General features: G+C 64.1%; 21 protein-coding genes, 1 tRNA gene and 1 pseudogene. 13 read left to right on the top strand and 10 right to left on the bottom strand.

From position 1 onward, the window contains the following. Positions 1-17: 17 nt before the first annotated feature. Both AC3FLX_RS04735 and AC3FLX_RS04730 read right to left on the bottom strand, forming a co-directional pair. Positions 18-989: a Bug family tripartite tricarboxylate transporter substrate binding protein gene (locus AC3FLX_RS04735; RefSeq protein ID WP_488694715.1), complete on the bottom strand. Its 972-nt coding sequence runs from the start codon at positions 987-989 to the stop codon at positions 18-20. 88 nt (positions 990-1,077) lie between these two features. Further along, positions 1,078-2,721, bottom strand: a complete 1,644-nt coding sequence (locus AC3FLX_RS04730) for an acyl CoA:acetate/3-ketoacid CoA transferase (protein WP_488694316.1) — start codon at positions 2,719-2,721, stop codon at positions 1,078-1,080. A 143-nt stretch (positions 2,722-2,864) separates the two neighbouring features. Between AC3FLX_RS04730 and AC3FLX_RS04725 the strand changes: the two genes are divergently transcribed. Continuing rightward, positions 2,865-3,671: an IclR family transcriptional regulator domain-containing protein gene (locus tag AC3FLX_RS04725; RefSeq protein WP_488694315.1), complete on the top strand. Its 807-nt coding sequence runs from the start codon at positions 2,865-2,867 to the stop codon at positions 3,669-3,671. 204 nt (positions 3,672-3,875) lie between these two features. Here the strand turns inward: AC3FLX_RS04725 and AC3FLX_RS04720 are convergent, their stop codons facing one another. Continuing rightward, entirely contained in the window at positions 3,876-4,484 is a 609-nt protein-coding gene (locus tag AC3FLX_RS04720) for a glutathione S-transferase family protein (protein ID WP_488694313.1), read from the bottom strand. A gap of 218 nt (positions 4,485-4,702) precedes the next feature. On the opposite strand from AC3FLX_RS04720, the pseudogene AC3FLX_RS04715 reads away from it, so the two are divergent. The 4 genes and pseudogenes from AC3FLX_RS04715 to AC3FLX_RS04700 all read left to right on the top strand — a co-directional run bounded on the left by AC3FLX_RS04715 (position 4,703) and on the right by AC3FLX_RS04700 (position 8,770). Beyond that, positions 4,703-5,685: pseudogene (locus AC3FLX_RS04715) on the top strand (2-keto-3-deoxygluconate permease). Beyond that, positions 5,682-6,902 carry a four-carbon acid sugar kinase family protein gene (locus AC3FLX_RS04710; protein ID WP_488694311.1) on the top strand — a complete coding sequence of 407 codons (1,221 nt, stop codon included), beginning with the start codon at positions 5,682-5,684 and terminating at the stop codon, positions 6,900-6,902. The pseudogene AC3FLX_RS04715 and the gene AC3FLX_RS04710 overlap by 4 nt, the downstream one beginning before the upstream one ends. A 25-nt stretch (positions 6,903-6,927) precedes the next feature. Next, on the top strand, positions 6,928-7,929 hold the full coding sequence (gene pdxA / locus AC3FLX_RS04705) for a 4-hydroxythreonine-4-phosphate dehydrogenase PdxA (RefSeq protein WP_488694309.1): 1,002 nt from the start codon (positions 6,928-6,930) through the stop codon (positions 7,927-7,929). Positions 7,930-7,993: 64 nt separating this feature from the next. Further along, the gene (locus AC3FLX_RS04700; protein ID WP_488694307.1) at positions 7,994-8,770 is read left to right on the top strand and encodes a DeoR/GlpR family DNA-binding transcription regulator; all 777 of its coding nucleotides are present in this window, start codon (positions 7,994-7,996) and stop codon (positions 8,768-8,770) included. Positions 8,771-8,791: 21 nt separating this feature from the next. Here AC3FLX_RS04700 and AC3FLX_RS04695 read toward each other — a convergent pair whose 3' ends face one another. Then, complete coding sequence (locus AC3FLX_RS04695; protein ID WP_488694306.1) at positions 8,792-9,826, bottom strand: FAD:protein FMN transferase; 1,035 nt, start codon at positions 9,824-9,826, stop codon at positions 8,792-8,794. 212 nt (positions 9,827-10,038) lie between these two features. On the opposite strand from AC3FLX_RS04695, the gene nosZ reads away from it, so the two are divergent. From nosZ to AC3FLX_RS04660, 7 genes are all read left to right on the top strand, one after another. Further along, entirely contained in the window at positions 10,039-11,961 is a 1,923-nt protein-coding gene (nosZ, locus tag AC3FLX_RS04690) for a TAT-dependent nitrous-oxide reductase (protein ID WP_488694304.1), read from the top strand. A gap of 57 nt (positions 11,962-12,018) precedes the next feature. After that, a complete protein-coding gene (locus AC3FLX_RS04685) occupies positions 12,019-14,217 on the top strand; it encodes a 4Fe-4S binding protein (protein ID WP_488694302.1) in 2,199 nt (732 codons plus the stop codon). Further along, positions 14,214-15,482, top strand: coding sequence for a nitrous oxide reductase family maturation protein NosD (locus AC3FLX_RS04680; protein ID WP_488694301.1), 1,269 nt, complete (start codon positions 14,214-14,216; stop codon positions 15,480-15,482). The genes AC3FLX_RS04685 and AC3FLX_RS04680 overlap by 4 nt, the downstream gene beginning before the upstream one ends. Next, entirely contained in the window at positions 15,469-16,401 is a 933-nt protein-coding gene (locus AC3FLX_RS04675; RefSeq protein ID WP_488694299.1) for an ABC transporter ATP-binding protein, read from the top strand. The genes AC3FLX_RS04680 and AC3FLX_RS04675 overlap by 14 nt, the downstream gene beginning before the upstream one ends. Further along, the gene (locus tag AC3FLX_RS04670; RefSeq protein WP_488694297.1) at positions 16,388-17,212 is read left to right on the top strand and encodes an ABC transporter permease; all 825 of its coding nucleotides are present in this window, start codon (positions 16,388-16,390) and stop codon (positions 17,210-17,212) included. Before AC3FLX_RS04675 ends, AC3FLX_RS04670 begins: the two co-directional genes overlap by 14 nt. After that, on the top strand, positions 17,209-17,745 hold the full coding sequence (locus AC3FLX_RS04665) for a nitrous oxide reductase accessory protein NosL (RefSeq protein WP_488694295.1): 537 nt from the start codon (positions 17,209-17,211) through the stop codon (positions 17,743-17,745). Before AC3FLX_RS04670 ends, AC3FLX_RS04665 begins: the two co-directional genes overlap by 4 nt. A 116-nt stretch (positions 17,746-17,861) precedes the next feature. Next, positions 17,862-18,740: an NAD(P)-dependent oxidoreductase gene (locus tag AC3FLX_RS04660; RefSeq protein WP_488694294.1), complete on the top strand. Its 879-nt coding sequence runs from the start codon at positions 17,862-17,864 to the stop codon at positions 18,738-18,740. Between the two features lie 71 nt (positions 18,741-18,811). On the opposite strand, the gene AC3FLX_RS04655 is transcribed toward AC3FLX_RS04660, so the two are convergent. The 6 genes from AC3FLX_RS04655 to rpoD form a co-directional block, all read right to left on the bottom strand. After that, positions 18,812-19,144, bottom strand: coding sequence for a hypothetical protein (locus tag AC3FLX_RS04655; protein ID WP_488694292.1), 333 nt, complete (start codon positions 19,142-19,144; stop codon positions 18,812-18,814). Further along, a complete protein-coding gene (locus AC3FLX_RS04650) occupies positions 19,141-19,836 on the bottom strand; it encodes a hypothetical protein (RefSeq protein WP_488694290.1) in 696 nt (231 codons plus the stop codon). Before AC3FLX_RS04650 ends, AC3FLX_RS04655 begins: the two co-directional genes overlap by 4 nt. Then, the gene (locus AC3FLX_RS04645; protein ID WP_488694288.1) at positions 19,836-20,366 is read right to left on the bottom strand and encodes a PAAR domain-containing protein; all 531 of its coding nucleotides are present in this window, start codon (positions 20,364-20,366) and stop codon (positions 19,836-19,838) included. Before AC3FLX_RS04645 ends, AC3FLX_RS04650 begins: the two co-directional genes overlap by 1 nt. Then, positions 20,359-20,739 carry a PAAR domain-containing protein gene (locus tag AC3FLX_RS04640; protein WP_488694286.1) on the bottom strand — a complete coding sequence of 127 codons (381 nt, stop codon included), beginning with the start codon at positions 20,737-20,739 and terminating at the stop codon, positions 20,359-20,361. Before AC3FLX_RS04640 ends, AC3FLX_RS04645 begins: the two co-directional genes overlap by 8 nt. 342 nt (positions 20,740-21,081) lie before the next feature. Next, a tRNA-Ile gene (locus AC3FLX_RS04635) sits at positions 21,082-21,160 on the bottom strand. Between the two features lie 16 nt (positions 21,161-21,176). Beyond that, positions 21,177-23,456 carry an RNA polymerase sigma factor RpoD gene (rpoD, locus tag AC3FLX_RS04630; RefSeq protein ID WP_488694284.1) on the bottom strand — a complete coding sequence of 760 codons (2,280 nt, stop codon included), beginning with the start codon at positions 23,454-23,456 and terminating at the stop codon, positions 21,177-21,179. On the opposite strand from rpoD, the gene AC3FLX_RS04625 reads away from it, so the two are divergent. Next, complete coding sequence (locus AC3FLX_RS04625) at positions 23,446-23,805, top strand: hypothetical protein (RefSeq protein WP_488694282.1); 360 nt, start codon at positions 23,446-23,448, stop codon at positions 23,803-23,805. The genes rpoD and AC3FLX_RS04625 overlap by 11 nt on opposite strands. Positions 23,806-23,904: the final 99 nt, after the last annotated feature.

Genomic DNA, 23,904 nt, shown 5'->3' with positions numbered 1-23,904 from the left:
AATTCAACGCATCGGGATCAGTCGCTCTTGATCCCGTTGTCCTTGATCACCTTGCCCCACTTCGCATAGTCGTTCTGCATGCGCGTGGCCAACTGCTCCGGCGTCTGGTACGAGGCCACCGTGCCCGCGCCAAGCATCTTCTGCTGAACGGTCGCGTCGGCCAGCGCGCCCTTGAGCGCGTCGGACAGCTTGGCCACCACATCCTTCGGCGTGCCGGCCGGCACCAGCAGGCCACCCCACGACGAGGCATCGAAGCCGGGGAAGCCCTGCTCGGCCACAGTCTTTACTTCGGGCGCGAACGACACGCGCTTGCTCGATCCCACCGCGATCGGACGCAGCTTGCCCGCCTTGATGTGCGGCAGCGCGGCGATCATGTCCGAGAACATCATCGGCACCTGGCCGGCCAGCAGATCGGAAATCGCCGGTGCGCTGCCTTTGTAAGGCACGTGCTGCACGTCGAAGTGGCCCAGGTTCTTCAGCAGCTCGGTGGACAGATGGCCGAAGCTGCCATTGCCCGCGCTCGTGTAATTCATCTTGCCCGGCGCTGCCTTGGCGCGTGCAATGTACGACTGCAGGTCGGTCACATCCGGCAGCGAGGTCGGGTTCACGACCATCACGATCGGCAGTTCGTAGGCGTTACCGACTGGCGTGAAGTCCTTGAAGATGTCGTAGCCCTTGCGCGGCAACAGGTGCGGCGCCAGCAGCGTGGGGGTGGCCAGCATCACGAGCGTGTAGCCATCGGGCGCGGCCTTGGCCACGGTCTCGGTGCCGATGGTGCCCGAGGCGCCGGGGCGGTTGTCGACGACGATGGTCTGTTTCAGCGTCTCGCCCATCTTCTGGCCGATGATGCGCGCGGCGGTATCGGTCGGACCGCCCGCGGGGAACGGCACCACCAGGCGAATCGGCTTGTCCGGGTAGTTCTGCTGCGCCATCGCGGGTACGGATGCGCATGACAGCGCGGCTGCCACGGCCAGCGCCGAAAGCGCCAGACGACGATGTTGACGGTGTTGCACGGTGCTTCCTCCAATATTGGGCCGGGCATTTGCCGGCCACTTTCTAATCGTTGACAAGTAGCGCTCAGAGCTTCATCACGCCTGGCTGAAACAAGCGCGCATCCATCGTGCGCAGCTCGGCCGCCACGGCCACGGGCGTGGCGCACTGGTCCAGCACATCGCGCTGCAGATCGATGCCCGGAGCGATTTCCACCAGCGTCAGACGCGCTTCACCGTTGGCATCGGCGCGCATCTCGAACACGGCGCGCTCGGTCACGTACAGCACCGGGATGCCGAGCGAGGCGACGTATGGCCCGTTGAAGCTCAGGTGCGACACCTCGGGCACGATCTTCTTCACGCGCCCTTCCTTGACGATCTCCAGCTGACCGTTCACGGCGCGCACTTCCAGGCCACCAGCGGTCAGCGTGCCCATGAACACCACGGCGCGTGCGCTTTGCGTGATGTTGATGAAGCCACCCACGCCAGCGATCAGCGCCCCCTCGCCTTCACCGAACTTGCTCACGTTGACGTTGCCGTGGCCATCCAGCTCGGCCAGCCCCAGGATGGCCAGGTCGATGCCACCACCCTCGTAGAAATCGAACTGGGCGGGCTGGTCCACCACGGCCTCGGGATAGGCCGAGGCGCCAAAGCTCAGGCCATCGGCCGGCGTGCCGCCGATCGGGCCGGCCTCGACGGTCAGCGTGAAACCGGCCAGCCCCGCCTGATGCGCCAGCGCGCCCACGGCCGCCGGCATGCCCACGCCCAGGTTCACCACGCGCGGCCGGCGCGCGGCAAGCTCCATCACGGCGCGGCGCTGGACGATCGTGCGCGCATCGAGCGGCGCCGAGGCGGGCGGCAATGCCTCGGCCTCTTCCGCTTTCTCCGCGGCATCGGCCTTCTCGCCGCGCCACGGACGCACATACGCTTCGTTGTACGCCTCGGCGAACGTCATCTGATGGTGCGCCGGCTGTTCGCTGACCACGACGTAATCGACGAGGATGCCGGGCACATGAATCGCCTGCAGGTTCTCGTGATAGTCGACGATCGACTCCACTTGCGCGATTACGATGCCGCCGGAATTGTGCGCGGCCTGGGCCATCGCCAGCAGCTCATGGTGGAACGCCTCGCGGTGCGTGCTGAGGTTGCCGCGCGTATCGGCGGCCGTGCAGCGGATCAGTGCGCAATCGATGCGGAAGCTGGGATAGAACAGGTATTCGTCGCCACGAAAGTCCACTGCCTCCACCCAGTTGGCCGTGCCGGCGGCAATCGCATCGCGTGCCCGCTGGTTGACGGCGCCGCCGTGGTAGCGCGGATCGTGCGCGGTGCGTGGATCCACGAACGTATGCAGGCCGATCTTCGTCAGCACGCCGGGCTTGCCGCCCGCGATGGCGCGGTACAGGTGCGTCAGCACGCCCTGCGGCAGGTTGAATCCCTCGCAATCCTCGTTCATGGCCAGCGTCGCCAGGCGCGTGGCTGAGCGCCAGTGCCCGCCCACGATCGCGCGGGTCATGCCGGCGTTGCCGAAGTGGTTCACCCCGCGCGCGCCACGGTCGCCCTGCCCGGCCGAATAGACCAGCGTCAGGTCGCGCGGCAGGCCGCCCTGCAGAAAGCGTTGCTCAAGCGCCTCGGTCACGCCCTCGGCATGTCCCGCGCCCACAAATCCCGCGCTGGCCACGGTCCAGCCGCTCTGGACGAGTTCCGCCGCCTGCGCGGTGGTAATCACCTTCATTGCCGTCTCCTGAATCTTGTTCTGTCGTGGTTTCTACCGACTCACGTTTTGCGAACATTTGTTCGCAAAACACCTATCATACGGATCGGGCCGCCGGACGCAAGTCCGGTCTGACCCGCAGCCACCCCTTATTTCAATCCACCATGCCGCGCCGCGCCGCCAATCCCGCTGAAGACGCCTCCGACATCCCCAAAAAGGAAGAACTGCTCGACTCCCTGACCAAGGGGCTGGCGCTGCTGCGCCTGTACGCAAGCGGCGTGGAGCACCTGACCATGCAGGAAGTGGCCGAGCAGCTCGACGTCACACGCGCCGCGGCGCGACGGCTGCTGCTGACGCTGACGCACAACGGCTACCTCGCGCAGCAAGGCCGCCAGTTCGCGCTCACGCCCAAGGTCATGGACCTCGGTTACGCGTACTTTGCCTCGATGAATCTGCCGCAGCTGGCGCGTCCTTTCCTGCAGGCGCTGTGCGCCGAGGTGGGTGAAAGCTGCTCGATCGGGATGCTGGACCGCGAATCGGTCGTGCTGGTAGCGCGAGAGGAGCCGAGCCAACTGCTGCGCGTTGATATGGCCATCGGCCGGCGCATGCCCGCCTATGCCCACTCGCTCGGTCGCGTGTTGCTCGCGGGGCTCGATGACGACGCGCTGGCAACCTATCTCGATGGCGCGGAACTACGCAAGCTGACGCCATTCACAATCAGCTCCCGCCCAGCCCTGGCACGTAAGCTGGCCCAAGTGCGCGCCGATGGCTACTGCACGCTGGTCAGCGAACTGGCCGACGGTTTCGCGGGCATCTCGGTGCCGCTGCGCGACCAGACCGGCAAGGCCGTGGCGGGCCTGGGATTGAGCATGGTGCTGGGCAGCCGGGACCAGGCTTATCTGGAAAAGCACTACCTGCCACCGCTGCAACGCACCGCCGCGCAGATCGAGGCCATTCTGAAAGCGCGCTGATCCGGCTCGCGCGCCCCAATGAAAGAGCCCCGCAGGCCGGGGAGGTCGCGGGGCTGAAGTGGTAGCGGGGCAAGGATCCTTTTGCCCCGTCAAGTATCGTGATGCAAGGTGGCTGTTGCCACATCACCCGATTGTGGGGGGCGTGGTGGGGTATCGCACATAGTTGTTCGATCAACCGATCACCCGCCCGCGTCCTTACCCATCCTATTCGTGCGGCAGGGCCTGGAACGCCGCAAACTGCTCCACCGCAGCCGTGAACGCATCCAGCGCCGGATGCAGCCGTGGCTCGACCTGTCCGGGCAGCATCGCCTGGGTGAACGTCCACACCACGGCCGCCGTCAGCCCCGCCTGATCGAGTTCCTGCTCGGTGCGCGGTATCGGCGCCGACCGCATCTCCGCTTCCAGCATCGCAAACGCGCTGGTGCGCTGGCCATCCACACGCTCCACCCACGGCTGGTGCACTTTCTCGGTAGGGCGCAGATTGTGCTCGTAGACGTTCTGCACGGCCTTCTCGCAGCCGGCCAGCGCCAGGCCGACGATACGCAACGCGCGCTGACGCGCGGCCAGGTCCGATGGCATCAGGCTGCGCCGCGCCAGCGCTTCGGCGTAGTCGATGATCAGCGTCGAATCCATCAACACCGTGCCGTCGTCGCACACCAGCGTCGGGGCCTTGACCACCGGGTTGATCGCGCGAAACTGGTCGAAGGTGCGAAACACCGACACCTGCTCCAGCGCGTATGGCAATCCCAATATCCGCAGCGTGATCGCCGCGCGGCGCACATAGGGGGAATCGAGCATGCCGATCAGTCTCATTCTTGGCTCCAGTCGGTGGGTGGGCAGCAGGAGCCATACGATAGCGCAGGTCGTCGCGCACGGGCGAATGTATGGAATTGTGATTAATTCGATCATTTTTGTGATCGATCTAGTCAAAATCGAATGCTTGACCTACACTTCGCCCCACGTTTGATCGATTCGATCAAGCGACTGCTCAAAACACACAGTTGCCGCACCCCACGCGGCAGGAGACCACGATGCAGATTCATATCAAGCGCGCCATCGAGCGCGTGCCGGGCGGCATGATGATCGTGCCGTTGCTGATCGGTTCACTGGTTGCAACGTTTGCCCCGGAAGGTCCGAAGTTCTTTGGGTCGTTCACCAACGCGCTGTTCACCGGCGCCCTGCCGATCCTTGCGGTGTTCTACGTCTGCATGGGCGCGAGCATCAACATCAAGGCCACCCCGTATATCGTCAAGAAAGGCGGCGTGCTGTTTGCCACCAAGGTTGGCACGGCCATTGTGCTGGGTGTGGTCCTGGGTCACTTCCTTGGTGAATCGCCGGTCAGCGCGGGCATGTTCGCCGGCTTGTCGACACTGGCCGTCGTGGCCGCCATGAACGACACCAACGGCGGCCTGTACATGGCGCTGATGGGCCAGTACGGCAAGCCCGAGGACGTGGGCGCCTACTCGATCATGTCGCTCGAATCGGGTCCGTTCCTGACGATGGTCACGCTGGGCGTGGCCGGCCTGTCGGCCTTTCCGTGGCCCACGCTGGTCGCAGCATCCTGCCGCTGATGCTGGGCATGCTCCTGGGCAACCTGGACCGCGAAATGCGCGATTTCCTGAGCAAGGCCGTACCGGTGATGATTCCGTTCTTCGCTCTGGCGCTGGGCGCCGGCCTGGACCTGCACAAGGTGTGGCAGGCCGGCATGCTGGGCCTGGGCCTGGGCGTCGCGGTCGTCGTGGTCACTGGCTTCACGCTCTACATTGCCGACCGCCTGAGCGGTGGCACGGGCGTGGCAGGCGTGGCCGCCGCAAGTACCGCGGGTAACGCCGCGGCGGTACCCACTCTCGTCGCGGCCGCCAATCCCGTCTATACGGAAGCCGCCAAGCACGCCACGATCCTGGTGGCTGCGTGCGTGGTCGTCACCGCCGTGCTGACCCCGCTGCTGACGGCCTTCGTGGCCCGCCGCGTGGCGATGAAGTCTGACGCCGTCGCGGCCAGGACCGCCGCATGAGCTGGCTGATCATCGCCGACGACCTGTCCGGCGCGGCCGATTGTGCAATCGGCTTTGCCGTGCACGGTGCGCGCACGGTGGTCACGTTCGACGCGGCAGCGGCGGCGCAAGTCGTCGATGCCGACGTCACGGCCACCGATGTCGACAGCCGCCGCATGGCACCCGCCGACGCGGCGGCCTGCAATCTCGAAGCGTGGCGCTGCGGCCACGCCGAGGGCCGCCGCCTCTACAAGAAGATCGATTCCACGCTGCGTGGCAACTGGGCCGCGGAGACCGCTGCCCTGCAGCCGGTGGCCGGACTGGCGATTGTTGCCCCGGCCTTTCCCGCAACGGGCCGCACCACGCGCGATGGCCGCATGTTCGTCAAGGGCGAACCGCTCGAAGCCACCGACATCTGGCGCGTCGAGGGACTGACCGGCATCGCCGACATGGTGGCACTGCTGGAAGCCCAGGGCTTGCGCACCGCGCGCATTTCGCTGTTCACGCTCCACGCCGGCAAGGCCGCCGTGCAATCGCAACTGGCAACGTGGCAGACCGAGGGCTACCACGCCGTGGTCTGCGACGCCGAAGACGAGCAAGACCTGGAGACACTGGCCCAGGCATCGATCACGCTCGACAAGCCCGCATTCTGGGTCGGCTCGGGCGGCCTGGCCCGCGCACTTTCCACGGTGGCACCGGTGCGAGGCGCGCAGGCGCCCGCCGTGCCAACGTATCACCAGGGTCCGATACTGACGCTGGTCGGCAGCATGTCTGGTATCTCCGGAAAGCAGGCCACTTATCTTTGCGAGCGCGCCGGCATCGACTCGCTCCTCGTGCAGCCACAGACGCTGCGCGATGGCGCGGGTCATGCCGGGTGGCGCGACACACAGCAAGAGATTGCCGAATGCCTGACGGCCGGCCGCGACCTGCTTGTCAGCATCGGCCGCGATGACGCCTTCGACCCCGCGGAAGGACCGAAGCTGTCCAACGCGCTCGCACAACTGATCCTGCCCCATTTCACGCACGTTGGCGGCCTGATCGCCACCGGCGGCGAAACAGCGCGCGCGATGCTGGCAGCCGCCGGCATCGGCGCCCTGACACTGAAACGCGAAGTGGAACCCGGCGTACCACTATCCGAAACCACGGCGGCCCCCGCGCGCCGTATTGCCACCAAGGCTGGCGCCTTCGGCACCGAATCCGCGCTATGGCTTGCCTGGCAGGCCATGCGCCAAGCATGATTTCCCCACTGAACGGGACAGACAAATGAGCGACTACATTCCGGTTATCGGCATCACGATGGGTGATGCCACGGGCATTGGGCCCGAAGTTATCGTCAAGAGCCTGGCGCACGAGAGCGTCTACGCGCAATGCCGTCCGCTGGTGATCGGCGACGCGCGCCGGCTGGAACAGGCCGCCAAACTCGTCAATTCGACGCTGAAGGTGCGCGCGATTGCGTCGCCCGACGAAGCCCGCTTCGAGCTGGGCACGATCGATTGCATCGACCTTGGCCTGATCCCGGAAGACCTGCCGTTCGGCAAGCTGTCGGCCGTGGCCGGCGACGCCGCGTTCCGCTACATCGAACGTGCCGTGCAACTGACGCAGCAAGACAAGATCGATGCAATCTGCACGGCACCGCTGAACAAGGAAGCGCTGCATGCCGGCGGCCACAAGTTCCCCGGCCACACCGAAATGCTGGCGCACCTGACCGGCACGCCGGAAGTGTCGATGATGCTCGTGGCGCCCAAGCTGCGCGTGATCCACGTGACCACGCACATCGGCCTGATGGATGCCATCCGCAAGATCGAACCGGGCCTGGTGCAACGCACGATCGACCGTGGCAACTCCACGCTCAAGCGCGCCGGCATTGCCGCCCCGCGTATCGGCGTCTGCGGTATCAATCCGCACGCGGGTGAAAACGGCCTGTTCGGCCAGGGCGAGGAAGAGCAGAAGATCATTCCGGCCGTGGAAGCGCTGCGCGCACAGGGCGTGGACGTGGAAGGCCCGCTGCCGGCCGATACGCTGTTCTATCGCGCTGGCCGTGGCGACTTCGACCTCGTCGTTGCGATGTACCACGACCAGGGCCACGGCCCGGTCAAGGTGCTGGGGCTGGAAGCCGGCGTGAACATCACGGTCGGCCTGCCGGTCATCCGCACGTCGGTGGACCACGGTACCGCCTTCGACATCGCCGGCAAGGGCATCGCCGACGAGCGCAGCCTGCTGGAGGCACTGCGCCAGGGCGCGGAACTCGCAACCCGCCGCGCATAACCGGCCGCGTGCTGCTGTAAGATCGGGGATCGTTTTCGATCCCCTTTTTCATTTCTATCCGCTCATGAAAGCCGCCGACCGCCGCCGCGCCATCCTGGAACTCGTCCTTGCGGGCGAAGAGGCCAACGTCGAACGCCTGACCGCAAGCCTTGGCGTGTCCGAGGCCACCGTGCGCCGGGACCTGACCGCACTGGCGCGCGAAGGCCGCATCGTGCGCACCTATGGCGGCGCCGCTGCGCTGATGCAGGTGGGCGGCCACGAACCCGAAGCGCCGCTCGAAGAACGCAAGGCGCTGCAGCGCGAACAGAAGGAAGCGATTGCCCGCCTGGCGGCAAGCTTCGTGCAGGACGGTGACGCCGTGCTGCTCGACAGCGGCACCACCGCTGCCGCGCTGGCCCGGCTGCTGGCCGCGCGCGAAGACCTGCACGTCTACACGACCAACCTGCTGGCGGTGACGGCATTGGCTGGCCTGCCGAAGATTCGCGTGACGCTGATCGGCGGCGACGTGCGCCCCTCCAGCATGGGTACGTTCGGGCCGCTGGCCCAGGTGGCGCTATCGCGCATCAGCGTCGACAAGGCGTTTCTGGGTGCCGACGGCGTGGTGGCTGGCGTGGGACTATGCGAGGCCAGCGCGGAACAGGCCTATCTCAAGGAATGCATCATCCGCCAGGCCGCGGACATCTTCGTGCTGGTCGACTCCACCAAACTCGGCCGCGCACGCCAGCAGCACTGGACGCCACTGGAGCGCGCCTGGACGCTGGTGACCGACGGCGAGGCAACGACAGCGCAGCTCGAACCGTTTCATGCGCTGAAGCAGGTAAAGGTGGTCGTGGCGGAATAGCCGTCGAGTCGCCCTTCGCACCTACGCGCCAAGACGCGTGCGCATGCCGGCGGACATCCAGCGCTGGCCGGACGCATCGACCATCAACGCCTCCACGCCAGGCATGCCGCCGAGCCAGCGACGACCGGACGTCTGCCCCGCCACCATCATCGCCGGCCCCATGCCATTGACGGCGTCGACATCGCGTGCCACCAGCACCACGCCGCGCGTGCGCTGCTCCGGCATGCCGGTATCGGGATCGAGGATGTGGTGATAGCGCCGGCCTGCCACGGTGAACATACGTTCGTAGTCGCCTGACGCGGCCACCACGGCATCGCGCACGCGCAGCACGCCGAGCAAGCGCGCCGGCGCCATCGGATCGCGCACGCCAACACGCCAGTCCTGCCCGCGCAGTTGACCGCTGACCAGCACATCGCCGCCACCATTGATCATGGCCGACGACACGCCGTTGGCCTTCAACACCGTCATCCCGGCCTGCAAAATTGGCAGCTTGGCAATGCCGCCAAGATCGACGCGCATGCCCCGACGACGCAGGAATGCCGTCCGCCGTTCGGCATCGAGCAAAAGGTCGTGATGATTCACCAGCGGTAGCTCGCGCGCGATCTCTTCCGCAGCGGGCAACACCGGCTGGGCCGCGTCGAAACGCCAGCCGGTGAGCGCGCCCACCGTCATGTCGAACGCACCCTCGCTACGCAACGACACGGCCTGCCCTGCCGTCAGCACCCGCATCATCTCGGGCGGCACCGGTACCGGCTGCAATCCAGCCGCCAGTTGCATTGCATGCACCGGATTGCCAACGCGGTAGCGGCTCATCATGTCCGCCAGGCGGGTCATCTCCGCCCACGCCGCCTGCATCGCCGTGTCAGCGGTACGGGCGTCCACACCATCCACGGTCAGATCGACGCGCGTTCCCATGAGCGTGCGCGATGACCGCGCGGTGCCGCCGTCCGCCAGCGCCGGACGCAGCCACAGCCCGGTGGCCAGCAATGGCACGGCCTTGATCCACTTGCGGCGTGTAGCACCGCGCGCCGACATCCCCATGTTGGCTTGTTGCATGTTCGTGATCCCTCATGACCCAAACCAGCATTCTAGGAACACTGCAAGCGGCCTGCGATGGAGAAAATCAAACTGTTGTAAGGAATAGCAATTTCCTTGAATCGTTGACCGCCATCAATCCCCTGATTCGAAAGTGCCGGGAATATCTCGCCAATTGCTGAGTGGTTTCATTTCCGGCCGGGTGTAACGGCCACAACTATCCCGAGGTCTCGATGAGCAAGCAGAACGAGAACAATAACGCTGCAGGCGGATTTGGTCGCCGCCAGTTCCTGGGCACGGCCGCAATGGCCAGCCTGGCAGGCATTGCAGCATGTTCCGACAAGAGCGTGGCCGGCGCGAACGCCAGCGCCGAAGGCAAGGCAGCACCGGCGGCACCGCACGGCGGCAGCGCGGCCAACGTGCACCTGAAACCGGGCGAACTCGATACCTACTACGGCCTTTGGAGCGGCGGCCACACTGGCGACATGCGCGTGCTGGGCCTGCCATCGGGCCGCGAGCTGCTGCGCATTCCGTGCTTCGTGCCCGATGCGCTGGTGGGCTGGGGCATTACCAACGAGTCGAAGAAGGTCATGGGCACCAAGCCCGACGGCTCGCTGCGCTACACCGTTGGCGACACGCACCACACGCATGCGTCGTACAAGGACGGCAACTACGATGGCCGCTATGCGTGGATCAACGACAAGATCAATTCGCGCATCGCCCGTATCCGGCTCGACTACTTCATCTGCGACAAGATCACCGAACTGCCCAATGTGCAGGGCTTCCACGGCATCTTCCCGGACAAGCGCGACCCCGTCGATCAGGCCATCAACTACACCACTCGCGTGTTCTGCGGCGCCGAATTCGCAATTCCGCTGCCTAACGTCGGCACGGACGATGACAAGAAGTATCGCAGCCTCTTTTCGTGCGTGGACGCCGAGACGATGGCGGTGCGCTGGCAGGTGCTGATCGACGGCAACTGCGACCTCGTGGCCACGTCCTATGACGGCAAGCTGGCCGCCACCAACCAGTACAACACCGAGAACGGCGCGCACTTCGAAGACATGATGTCCGCCGAGCGCGACGCCTGCCTGTTCTTCAACATTGCCCGGATCGAAGCCGCGGTCAAGGCCGGCAAGTTCAAGACCTATGGCGACTCGAAGGTACCCGTGGTGGATGGCACTCACGCCGCCAACCAGGACCCGAAGACCGCGCTGACCTGCTACGTGTCGGTGCCGAAGAACCCGCACGGCGTGAACGCCAGCCCGGACCAGAAGTACTTCATCTGCGCCGGCAAGCTGTCGCCCACCTGCACGGTCATCGAACTGTCGAAGGTGCTCGACTGGTTCGATGGCAAGGCCGAAAAGGCGGACGATGCCATCGTCGCCGAGGTGGAACTGGGCCTTGGGCCGCTGCATACGGCGTTCGATGGTCGCGGCAATGCCTATACGACCCTGTTCCTGGACAGTCAGCTCGTGAAGTGGAATGTCGACGCCGCCATTCGCTTCCATCAGGGCGACAAGAACGCCAAGTACGTGGTGGACCGGCTCGACGTGCAATACCAGCCGGGCCACGTCAACGCATCGCAATCGGAAACGATTGCCGCCGATGGCAAGTACCTGGCCGTGGGTTGCAAATTCTCGAAGGACCGCTTCCTGCCGGTTGGGCCGCTGCACGCCGAGAACGAGCAACTGGTGGATATCTCCGGGGACAAGATGGTGCTGCTGGCCGACCATCCGGTGCGCGGCGAGCCGCATGACTTCATCATTTTCAAGCGCGATCTGGTGAAGCCGAAGCAGGTCTATGCGATGGAAGACTTCCCGCTGGCCGTCAGCCCCGACAAGTCTGGCGTGACGCGCGAGGGCAAGAAGGTCACGGTGCGCATGACGTCGCAGGCTCCGGTGTTCAGCCTGCGCGAGTTCAAGCTCAAGAAGGGCGACGAGGTCACGCTGATTCTCACCAACCTCGACAAGGTCGAGGATCTGACGCACGGCTTTGCGATCCCGAAGTACAACGTCAACTTCATCGTGAACCCACAGGAAACGGCGTCGGTGTCGTTCATCGCGGACAAGCCCGGTGTGTTCTGGTGCTACTGCACGCACTTCTGCCACGCGCTGCATCTGGAAATGCGTACCCGCATGATCGTCGAAGCCTGACCCTGGCCCCTCGTCCGCGACGCGTACACGCGCGCGGACGGGCGGCGCCCCCACGCCATGTCACTCCTCTCCGTTATTCGCGCGGTCTTGGTGGCCGCGCTTTTTTTGGCCGTCCCTGCGTGGCAGCCAGCGCTGGCCGACACGGCCTACGAAGCGCACCTGCCCGCCGACCTGGCCACCGCGCCGGACCTCTGCGCGCGCGTACCGTGCAACGAGGTATTTCCCGGCGCGGCATCGTTTTCGCAGCGCATGGGCCAACCGCCCTACGTCGAAGCCTACGGTCCGGCCGCCGCTGACGGCAAGCGGACGCGGCTGGGCTACGTCATGCTGTCGACCGATATCACGGACACGCCTGCCTATTCCGGCAAGCCCGTTGTCACGCTGATCGGGATGGACAACAGCGGCCGCTTCGTCGGCATCAAGGTGCTCAAGCATTCCGAGCCGATCCTGCTGCTGGGCATTCCGGAAACCGCGCTGCCGCGCTTCAATGCGCAGTACATCGGCAAGTCCGTCACCGACAAGATCGAGATTGGCAGTGCACGGCCCGACGAGGGCGTGCTCGGTGTCGATGCGATCTCCGGGGCGACGGTCACCGTGATCGCGCAAAACCAGGTGCTGATGACTTCGGGCGCGGCAGTGGCGCGCCAGGTGGGTATCCTGGCGCCCGTGCAACGCGCGCCAGCTCGCTACGCGGCAGGGGATCCAAAGCTCGCGTGGAAGCAACTGGTGGATCAGGGGCTGGTGAAACGGCTGCGTATCGAGCCCGAACAGGTCGGCCTGGCAAAGTCGGGCGAACCGTTCATCGACCTGTGGTTCGGCGACCTGAATCATCCCGATGTCGCGCGCAGCGTGCTGGGCGACCGTGGCTGGCAGAACCTGCATCAAAGCCTGCGTCCGAACGAGCATGCCATCTTCGTGATTCGCACGGCCGGCAAGGAGTCGTTCAAAGGCTCGGGTTTCGTGCGCGGCGGCCTCTACGACCGCGTGCAGATCAGGCAGGGAGACGACACCTTCACGTTCCGCGATCTCGACTACCAGAACCTCTACGGCCTGGCGCCTGACGATGCCCCACCCTTTACGGAATCGGCAATCTTTATCGTGCGGTCGGGCGCGTTCTCCGCGGCGTGGCCGTGGAAGCTGGTGTTCCTGGGCAATCGCGTCGACCGCGCCACCGGCGCGCGCACGTTTGCGAGCTTCGATGCCGAGTACTGGCTGCCCGCCACATTGCTCGAAGGCGGACGCCCGAAAGTCGATACCCCGCCCCCGGCATGGCTGAAGGTATGGAAGTCGCGCGCCACCGGCATCATCCTGTTCGCGGTCTTCCTGGTCGCCGTGGCCGTCGTGCATGCGTTCCGCAACAAGCTCACCCGCCGTGCCACGCAGCGGAACAAGTGGCCTGTCAACGCCTTCAAGTACAGCGCGTGGGCCATCAGCATCGTGTTTGTCGGCTTTGGCGCGATGGCGCAGCCGTCGGTCACGCAGGTGCTGACGTGGGTGCATTCGCTGCTGTTCCAGTGGCGCTGGTCGCTGTTTCTGTCCGACCCGTTCCTATTCCTGTTCTGGATCTTCATCGCCGCGACCGTGCTGATCTGGGGACGCGGACTGTTCTGTGGATGGCTCTGCCCGTTCGGTTCGCTGTCCGAGGCCATGTTCCGCATCGGCCGGCTGATCGGCCTCAAGCGTTGGCAGTTCCAGCTTCCACGCAAGGTGCATGACAAGCTCAAGTGGCTCAAGTACGCGGTATTTGCGGGACTGCTTGGCGTTTCGCTTCTATCGATGGGACTGGCCGAAACGCTGGCCGAGGTCGAACCGTTCAAGACTACCTTCCTGGTTGGCATCCAGAACCGTGCGTGGCCATTCGGGCTGTTCGTTTGCACGATTCTCGGGATCTCGCTATTCATCGAACGGCCCTACTGCAAGTATCTGTGCCCGCTCGGCGCATCGCTGGCGATCCCGAGCATGCTGCGTGTGTTCGGCATCCGCCGCAAACCCGATTGCACGCGCTGCAAGGCCTGCGCGGTAGGCTGCGGTGCGCAAGCCATCGACGCGAAAGGCCGTATCGATCCGCGCGAGTGCCTGCTGTGCCTCGATTGCATGGTGCTCTACACCGATGCCCATGCCTGTCCGCCACTGGCCAAGGAACGCAAGCGGCGTGAACGCGATGGCCTGCCGATCACGCCGATCGGCCGCGACGGGTACTACATCCCGATCGTGCCCGTCTCCGACGCCGCAACCGGCAGGCAGGATTCGGCATGATCGATGGCATCAGACTCTGGCTGCTCGGGCTCGCGCTTGGCACAGGCGCGGCCTGCGCAGCCGTGGTCGACGTGCACCCCGGGCAATCGATACAGCAAGCCATCGACGCCGCGCGCGATGGCGACGAGATCCGTATCGCACAAGGCAGCTACGAAGGGAATCTGCGAATCGGCAAGCCGTTGACCTTGCGCGGCATCGGCCGCCCCACCATCGCCGGTGAATTGCGCGGCAATACGATCACGGTCGCCGCGCCCGACGTCACGATCGATGGTCTGATCGTGCGCGATTCCGGCGACAGCCTGAAGAACCAGGACGCCGGCATCTACCTGATGCCTGGCGCGCATCGCGCCGCGATCACGGGCTGCGAGCTTACCTACAACCTGTTCGGGTTGTGGATCGAGAAGGCCAACGACGTGCGCGTGGAGCGCAACGTGATCACCGGCAAGCGCGATTACCAGTCGTCGCAACGTGGCAATGGCATCCAGCTCTACAACACGAAGGGTGCGCGCATCCTCGACAACCAGATCAGCTTCGTGCGCGACGCGCTGTATGTGGACGTGTCGCACCATGCGGTCTTTCGCGGCAACCGGCTGCATCACAGCCGCTATGGCAGCCACTACATGAATTCCTATTACAACCTATGGGAAGGCAACGACAGCTATCGGAACCGGGGCGGACTGGCTCTGATGGAAGTGCGTGACCAGACCGTGCGCAACAACCGCACCTGGGGCAATGCCGATCACGGCATCATGCTGCGCACGGTGCAGGACGCCGTGGTCGAACACAATATCGTGGCGGACAACGCGCGTGGCTTTTTCATCTACGACGCCGAGTACGTGACGCTACGTGGCAATCTCGTCATCGATAACCGCGTTGGCGTGCATCTGTCCGCCGGTTCCACGCGCAACGTCGTGCAGCGCAACGATTTCATCGGCAACCGGGAGCAGGTGCGCTATGTCGGCGCGCGCGATGAACCGTGGGGCGATGCCGCCGGCAAGCCGGGCGGCAATCACTGGAGCAACTACCTGGGCTGGGATCGTAATGGCGACGGCATCGGCGATGTTCCGTACGAAGCCAACGATGTCGTCGACCGCCTGACCTGGCGGCATCCGGCCGTCAAGCTGCTGTTCGCCAGCCCCGCCGTGCAAGCCATGCGTGTGGTGTCCAGACAGTTTCCGGTCATGCGCGTGCCCGGCGTGGTGGACGCCGCGCCGCGCATGACGCCCGATCATCCGCAATGGAGCCAATGGCGTGAGCGACCCTGAAGAATCCGGTGCAACCGTCGTGTTGCGCGATGTGGCCCGGCACTACGGCGCCGTGCGTGCCGTGGACGGTGTCAGCCTGCGGATGCACGCAGGCGAGATGTTCGGCCTGATCGGCCATAACGGCGCTGGCAAGAGCACGCTGTTCAAGATGATGCTTGGCCTTGTGCCCGCCTCGCGCGGCACCATCGAGATCGACGGTGCCGCCGTCGGCACCGCGGCATTCCGCGCGGCACGCCGGCGCATCGGCTATCTGCCCGAGAACCTGGTGCTTTACGACAACCTCAGCGGTCTGGAAACGCTGCGCTTCTTCGCTCGCCTGAAGGGCGTGGAGGCGCGCGACTGCCCCGCCCTGCTGGAGCGATTCGGGCTGACGCATGCGGCCGATCGCCCGGTACGCGAATACTCGAAGGGTATGCGGCAGCGGCTCGGCTTTGCGCAGGCGTTGCTCGGCTCGCCACGTGTGCTGTTTCTCGATGAACCGAGCAACGGCCTGGACCCACTGGCACTGCGCGACGTTCACGCAATCCTGCGCGAGCAGAAGCAGGCGGGCGTGACCATCGTCATCACCTCGCACATCCTCAGCGAACTGCAGGAACGTGTGGATCGGCTCGCACTGCTGGCGAATGGCAAGGTACAGGCGCTCGGCTCGGTCAGCGCCCTGCGTGCGCGTCACCGATTGCCGCTGCGTATCCGCGTGCGCATCGTTCCCGGCACGCTGCCCGTAATCCGGCGCCGGCTGGAGGCGCTGCCCGAGGTGCAATTGCATGGCGCCGAGCTGGACTTCCAGCTCACGTGCCCGCGCGAGACCAAGATGACGTTGGTCGGGCTGCTGGCCGATTGCGTGGATGACCTACGCATCGACGAGCCGACGCTCGAGGATGTGTTCTTTGGTGCGGAGGCCAGCCATGCCGTGCATTGAATGGCGCCAGATCGCCGCGGTGGCGAACAAGGAGTTCCGAGACCGCCTGCGCAACCGTTGGGTCGTGGCCATCGCGCTGGTGTTCGCGGCATTCTCGCTGGTCATCGGCTATTTTGGCGGCGCCCAGCAGGGTGAGATCGGCATGCGCTCGGCGGCATTCGTGATCGCCAGCCTGGTCAGCCTGGCGATCTATCTGATTCCGATGATTGCGCTGCTGCTCGGCTTCGACGCCATCGTCGGCGAGCGGGAGCGCGGATCGCTGGACTTGCTGCTGGCCTACCCCCTGACGCGTCTGGAATTGCTGCTGGGCAAGTACCTTGGCCTGGCGGCGGCGCTGACGCTGTCGACACTTGCAGGTTTTGCCACGGTTGGGATGCTGCTGTTTGCAAGTTTTGGGGCCGGCATGGTCGAACAGTTTCTGCGCTTTGTTGGCAGCGCGGTGCTGCTGGGGCTGGCCTTCCTGAGCATTGCCGTGCTGCTGTCGGTGGTCGCGCGCGACCGTGCGCGTGCCTCCGGCCTGGCGGTCGCGCTCTGGCTGTTCTTCGTGCTGGTGTTCGACCTGTTGCTGCTGGGCATGCTGGTTGCCACGGGCGGCCAGTTCGGTGACGCCGCCATGACGACGGTGCTGCTGCTGAATCCTGCCGACCTGTTCCGCATCCTCAACGTGTTTTCGCTGGATGCCGTACGCGATCTGTACGGCCTGTCCAGCGTCGTTCCGCCCGTCCTGGCAAACCCGTGGGCGCTGGGCAGCGCCATGCTGGCGTGGATTGCCGCGCCGCTGATACTTGCCATCTGGAGATTCCGGACATGAATCCGACTCGTCTGACTCGCCGCCACGTTCTGATCGGCATCGGCCTGCTCTCTGCGCAAGGCATATTGGCCGCGTGCTCGCGCACTGCGTCCGTCGCCATCACACCGGCCGACTTCGATCCAGCCACGACCTGCGATCTGGACGGCATGCTGCTGGGCGACTATCCGGGCCCGAAGGCGCAGATTTTCTTCGGCGATCAAACGCGGCCAGTCTGGTACTGCGACACCGTGGAGATGTTCAGCACGTTGCTGCGGCCGGAACAGGTTCGCAAGGTCACGGCCGTGTTCACGCAGGACATGGAACTGGCCGAATGGGACAAGCCGCGCGGACACTGGTTCGATGCCCGCAAGGGCTTCTACGTGATCGGCAGCAGACGCCGTGGGTCGATGGGGCCAACGATCGCCGGCTTCGAAAAGGAAGACGCGGCGCGGAAGTTTGCCTCCACTTACGGCGGAAAGGTGCTGCGCTTTGCCGATGTGACGCCGGACATGGTCGATCTGAGCGGCGGCGCCATGCACGACCACCGGATGTAATCCATCCCGCAACCGCATCTGCAACAGGGCTAATACGCCATTGCCTGGCGCGTGCTAACTTGCGGCCTTTCCGCACGTGCGTCCAAGCGGACGCCAGCATGCAATAGGAGGCCGTCATGCAAATCGCTTTTCTCGGACTCGGCACGATGGGACTGCCGATGGCCGCAAACCTGATCAAGGCCGGCCATCCGGTACGTGCCTGGAACCGGTCGCCGTCGCCAGTCGCTCGACTGGTCGAACTCGGCGCCCACGGCGCCGCGACTCCCAGCGAAGCCGCGCAAGGCGCCGACGTGCTGATCACGATGCTGGCTGATGACACCGCCACGCGCGACACCGTCATCGGCGGCCAGGTACTCGATGCGCTCGCCGCCGGCGCGATTCACATCAACATGGGCACCGTTTCGGTCGCGCTGGCCCGCGAACTGGCCGCCGTGCACGAGGCACGCGGCATCGCCTACATCGCGGCACCGGTACTGGGGCGCGTCAACGTGGCAGAGGCCGGCCAGCTGAACATCCTCGCCGCTGGCGATGCAAAAGCATTGGTTACGGTCCAGCCGCTGTTCGACGTATTGGGCCAGAAGACCTGGATCTTTGGCGCGAAGCCGGAACAGGCCAACGCGGTGAAGCTCGGCGTGAACTTCATGATCGGCGCGGCAATCGGCGCGATGAGCGAGGGCGCGGCGCTGGCGCAAGGCTACGACGTCGATCCCGCCACATTCCTGGATCTGGTGACCTCCACCGTGTTCGCCGCGCCGGTCTACAAGATCTACGGCGGTGCCATCGCGGAAAATCGCTTCGAGCCAGCCGGCTTCAAGCTGGCGCTGGGCGGCAAGGATGTGCGCCTGGCATTGGAGGCGGGAGAACAGGCAAATGTGCCAATGACACTGGCCAGCACCCTGCGCGACGCGCATATCGAAGCGATTGCGCACGGGGACGGGCAGAAGGACTGGGCCGCGCTGGCAGTAACGGCGCGGCGGCGGGCCGGGCGAAGCTGACGAAAAAGCGGGCGGCGCGGATGAGGCTGGTTTCGTGTTCGCCGTTCCCGCGGGTCTTAGTTGCCCGCCGCTCATCCATGTATCTGCCAGTCGATCCATGCACCCACTAGGACGTAGCACACCAGCCAGCCAAGGAGGCCTGCCGCACAGAGGCCCAACGAACGCCATCGGCGAGTGTCCCCCTCGATGAAAGCCCATAGAACCAGCATCAAGGCCGCGCCAAGCAGAAGGAGTGCCACACCAGCAGCCAAGGCCAGATAGACGACCGGCGAGCCAGTATAGAGGTCGTCGGCCTTGACGGGTGTAGCGATGGTCACGAGCAGGTAGAGCAGGCCGTCGATCGCCAGCAGCCAACTCAGCCAGCGCACGATACCGGCCAAAGTGGGGCGCGGTTTCCATTTCATCGCAACCCTTCCGTCGCCAGTCTGTCGGCCAGCGCTGCCCAACGCCGCGGGCTATCAGGTACTACGTGCGCGTAGTAGAAGTGGCCCTCCCCTTTTCCAGCCAACATCTGTTTGCCCAGCAGCGCTGCATTTGCGGCCAATTCCACCCACGGCATTCCCGCATAGATCGGATCGTGGTGTTCCGCCAGGTCAATCACAACAAGTTTGCGGATATTCCCGTGTGTGCGCAGCTCAGAAAGGAACGTGTCCGAGATGGGCGACCCGATCAGCACGAGGTGGTCAATAACATGACCCATCTGTGCGTAGTACCAGGCCGTCTGAGCCGCAAGCAGTGAGCCGTAGCTGTAGCCCACCAGATTGAATTGCGGTGCCTCCCCTGTCATGCCACTGGTAATGGTCCATTCGTCATTGTCTCGATACCGAAGGACTAGGCCAGACCGGATAGCGTCAATGATCGTTCCTGCGGGTTTTAGCTTGTCCGATAGTGAGGCAGCGGCCGAATTGGTCAGGCCCGCAAAGCTGTGCTGTATTCCTGCGCGTTTGAATGCGGCCAATTGCGGCTGCACATAGCCTCCGTCCAAACCCGCCCCGCCCCAATACAGCGTGCCGCGCGGCCTCAGCAGATACACCTTGACCGGGGCCCGGTCCTCGACCGGAGTGAGCCGAACCTTTACCGTCTTGATCGGCTGCATCAGACGCCCTCCCCAAAGATTTCAAGTGTCATTGTGCCCGGGCTATCGCTCGCCACCCGATCGGTCATGCCGTTATTGTCCGTGCGGCCGTCGAATGTCCCAGCGTCGCCGGTGAGCCGATACCGTGTGCGAGCCAATGGCTTGCCGGTGGCCTCGTCGACGAGTTGTACCTGTTGGTCATACCTTTGCGCTGCAGCCAAGGTATGGGGCGCTTGTTCCGGTGTCGCGCTGCTTGCCGTGGAAGTGCCGCTGCTGGATTGCAGGAATATCCCCGGATTGCTGCCCCGGAGGACGCGGTTCTTCTGGCACGGGCACATCACCAGGTCACCTTCGACGACCACCTTACGGCCCAGCTCTGACATACCCTCACCGCTGCCGTAAATCTGATAGGAGCCTTTGCAGTTACCGCACGTCGCGTAGTCACCGTGCAAAGCAACGCGCCTGTTCTCATCGAATATCGTTGAGGAATGGGCGATGATGACCCCGCGCGTGGTGGTCGGATCGCCGTTGCAGACCGCAGCCTTAGGCATCGCTACCTTCCTTCCTCTTTTCCACGACTTCGCGGTGCAACCTCCAGGCGGAATCAAACAGCCCCGGCACGGACTCGCCTTTCCGTACCTTGACGCCGTAGTCGTGCTGCCGGGTCGATATGATTAAGTCGCCGTTGTCCAGGTGACGTCTGACCCGCGCCCCTGGTTTATCGCGCCACGTCATACCGAATCCCGCGCCATAGATAATGCGCGCGTCGCTGCCATCGTCATAGCTCACCGTATCGCCGACCAGGGCGATGCGTTTGCCGTCGATCTCGGTGCTTGGCACGTGGGAAACACGTCCGCCCCGCTCGGTTCGCGCGTCGATAGTGGCAAAGAGGTATTCGCTGATGCCTTGCTCTTGTTCCAGCATTCCTGTCTCTCCAGATTGATTGACTCTGCTTCCAGTGCGCCGCTCATTTCAGCAGCACAGCACCGCGTTCAATAGGTGCGTCAGGGCGGGCGGAATGGAAAGCCTTCCAGAGAAACCAAGCGACAGATATAGGAAACGTTTGGTTATGACTGAATGTTTTTGTTATCAGATGTGCGCAATATTTTAGCCATCGCCGTTTTGACTCTCGACAAAACAGGACGCGCGACGGCGTGCTCAGAACCCATCGCCCCACCTCTGGGGGAAAAGTGTCAACCTCATTCAGGACGGGGCACAGTGACGAAAAAAGGGGTTACGGCAAAACCGTAACCCCTTTCATTTCAATGGTGGGCCTCCCGTGAGTCGAACACGGCACCAACGGATTATGAGTCCGCTGCTCTAACCAGGCATGAGCTAGAGGCCCTTAGAAGGCGTGATGCTTAGCTGCCTTCCAGGAAGCTCTTCAGCTTATCGGAGCGGCTCGGGTGGCGCAGCTTGCGCAGTGCCTTGGCCTCGATCTGACGGATACGCTCGCGCGTGACGTCGAACTGCTTGCCCACTTCTTCCAGCGTGTGGTCCGTGCTCATTTCGATACCGAAACGCATGCGCAGCACCTTGGCTTCGCGCGGCGTCAGGCTGTCGAGCACGTCCTTCACCACGTCGCGCATGGAACCATGCAGCGCCGCTTCGGCCGGGGCCAGCGTGTTCGTGTCCTCGATGAAGTCGCCCAGATGCGAATCGTCGTCGTCACCGATCGGCGTTTCCATGGAGATCGGTTCCTTCGCGATCTTCATGATCTTGCGGATCTTGTCCTCGGGCATTTCCATCTTCTCGGCCAGCGTTGCCGGATCCGGCTCATTGCCGGTTTCCTGCAGGATCTGGCGCGAGATCCGGTTCATCTTGTTGATCGTTTCGATCATGTGGACCGGAATACGGATCGTGCGAGCCTGGTCGGCGATCGAACGCGTAATGGCCTGACGAATCCACCACGTGGCGTACGTGGAGAACTTGTAGCCGCGACGGTATTCGAACTTGTCCACCGCCTTCATCAGGCCGATGTTGCCTTCCTGGATCAGGTCCAGGAACTGCAGGCCACGGTTCGTGTACTTCTTCGCGATCGAGATCACCAGACGCAGGTTGGCCTCGGTCATTTCACGCTTGGCTTCGCGGGCGCGCTTCTCACCTTCGGACATCTTGCGATTGACGTCCTTCAGCTCCTTCAGCGGCAGCACCACGCGGGCCTGCAGGTCGATCAGCTTCTGCTGCAGCTCGTGCACGGCCGGTACGTTACGCTCGACGATCGTGCTGTACGGCTTGTTGTCGGCCACGATGGTCTGGATCCAGTCCAGATTCGTTTCGTTGCCCGGGAAGCGAGCCACGAAGTCGGCGCGCGGCATGCCGCACTTGTCGACCACGATGTTCAGGATGGCGCGTTCGAGCTTGCGCACTTCGTCCACCTGGCCACGCAGCGTGTCGCACAGGCGCTCGACGTTACGCGCGGTGAAGCGAATGCCCATCAGCTCGGCCTGGATCGCTTCCTGGGCCTTCACGTACGGCTTCGACTTGTAGCCTTCCTTCTCGAAGGCACGGCGCATCTTGTCGAACTGCTCGGCGATGATGCGGAATTTCTCCAGCGCGGCAACCTTCAGCTCTTCGAGCTGGCGAGCCGATGCACCGGCGCCACCGCCGTTTTCATCGTCATCTTCCTCGTCGCCTTCCTCGTCGCCGTCTTCGTCCGACTCTTCGTCTTCGTCATCGGCGGATGCGGCCTGGGCCGGCGAGTTGTCCTGGACTTCCTCGGCGTTCGGATCGATCAGGCCGTCGACGAATTCGTCGATCTTGATCTCTTCGTTGGCCACGCGCTCGGCGCTGGCCAGGATTTCCGAAATCGTGACCGGGCAGGCCGAAATGGCCATGACCATGTCCTTCAGACCGGCCTCGATACGCTTGGCGATTTCGATTTCGCCTTCGCGCGTCAGCAGTTCCACTGTACCCATTTCGCGCATGTACATGCGGACCGGGTCGGTGGTGCGGCCGAATTCGGAATCGACGGTGGACAGCGCGGCTTCGGCTTCTTCTTCAGCCTCTTCCTCGCTGGTGGCCGACGGAGCGTTGTCGTTGAGCAGCAGCGTCTCGGCGTCCGGCGCCTGCTCGTAGACGGCAATACCGATGTCGTTCAGCGTGGCGACCAGCGTGTCGATCGTTTCCGAATCGACCATGTCGTCCGGCAGGTGATCGTTGATTTCCGCATAGGTCAGGTAGCCACGCGACTTACCCAGCTTGATCAGCGCCTTGAGCTTCTGGCGGCGAATCTCGAGTTCTTCCTCGCTACCGGCCTGGTTGGACGAGGCGAACTCCTTGAGCAGCGCCTTTTCCTTGGCCTTGCGATCCTTGGCCTTCTGCTTCTCGGTCTTGGGTGCCGCAGCCGGGGTTGCGGGCGCGTCGTTTTCGTACTCTTCAGTCACGTGTTCGATGGTGCTGTCTTCTTGCTGCATCTCAGCCTTGGGCTTGCGGCCACGCTTTTTCGGCTCCGGCTTGACGGCCGGAGCGGCGGACCGCTCGGATGCAACGGATGCGGGAGTCGCGGCACGGGCCTTCGGCGCGGCTGCAGTAGCGTCTGCTCGGGCGCTGCTGCTCCGGGTGCCGGCTGTAGTTGCCGCACGCTTGCTCTCGACTTCGGTATTCTGCTGTTTCGCCACGGTGATACTCTTGCCTTTCACTGGTGCAGCGGCATTACTGCCGCTTGTATTGGCGCTGCTGCCGCTCTCGCGTGCCGAAGTCGAGGGCTTGGTATTTTCGGATGTGCGATTCCTGGCGGAAGTGGATCCGGCGGGCGCTGACGCGCTTCGCACGGACTTTGCTGGCGCAGACCGGGCTGATGTCGTCCTGACTGACGCGGTCGATGTCTTCGCCGCCGTTGTTTTCACGGACGCCTTGCCGCTCCCTGATTGGGGAGCTTTGGAGGGAGCCTTCTCGGCTACCCTTTCGGTTGCTTTGGCCTTTGCCATTGGCACGCTCACTTTCGCCAGTACTGGAGAGAGATTTCGCAATCCAAACCGGGAATTGTAGCACGTCACCAATCCCCGGCTTCCTGTCAGGTGTGGTTTTCACCTGAAAAATCAAGGCTTAAGCGATTAGACCCCGAATTCTTCCATCAGTTGGGATCAC

The organism is Cupriavidus sp. 291-E7 (genome assembly GCF_057798835.1).
Note: the sequence above shows the minus strand (reverse complement) of the source record. Positions and strands in the feature narration are given on the sequence as shown.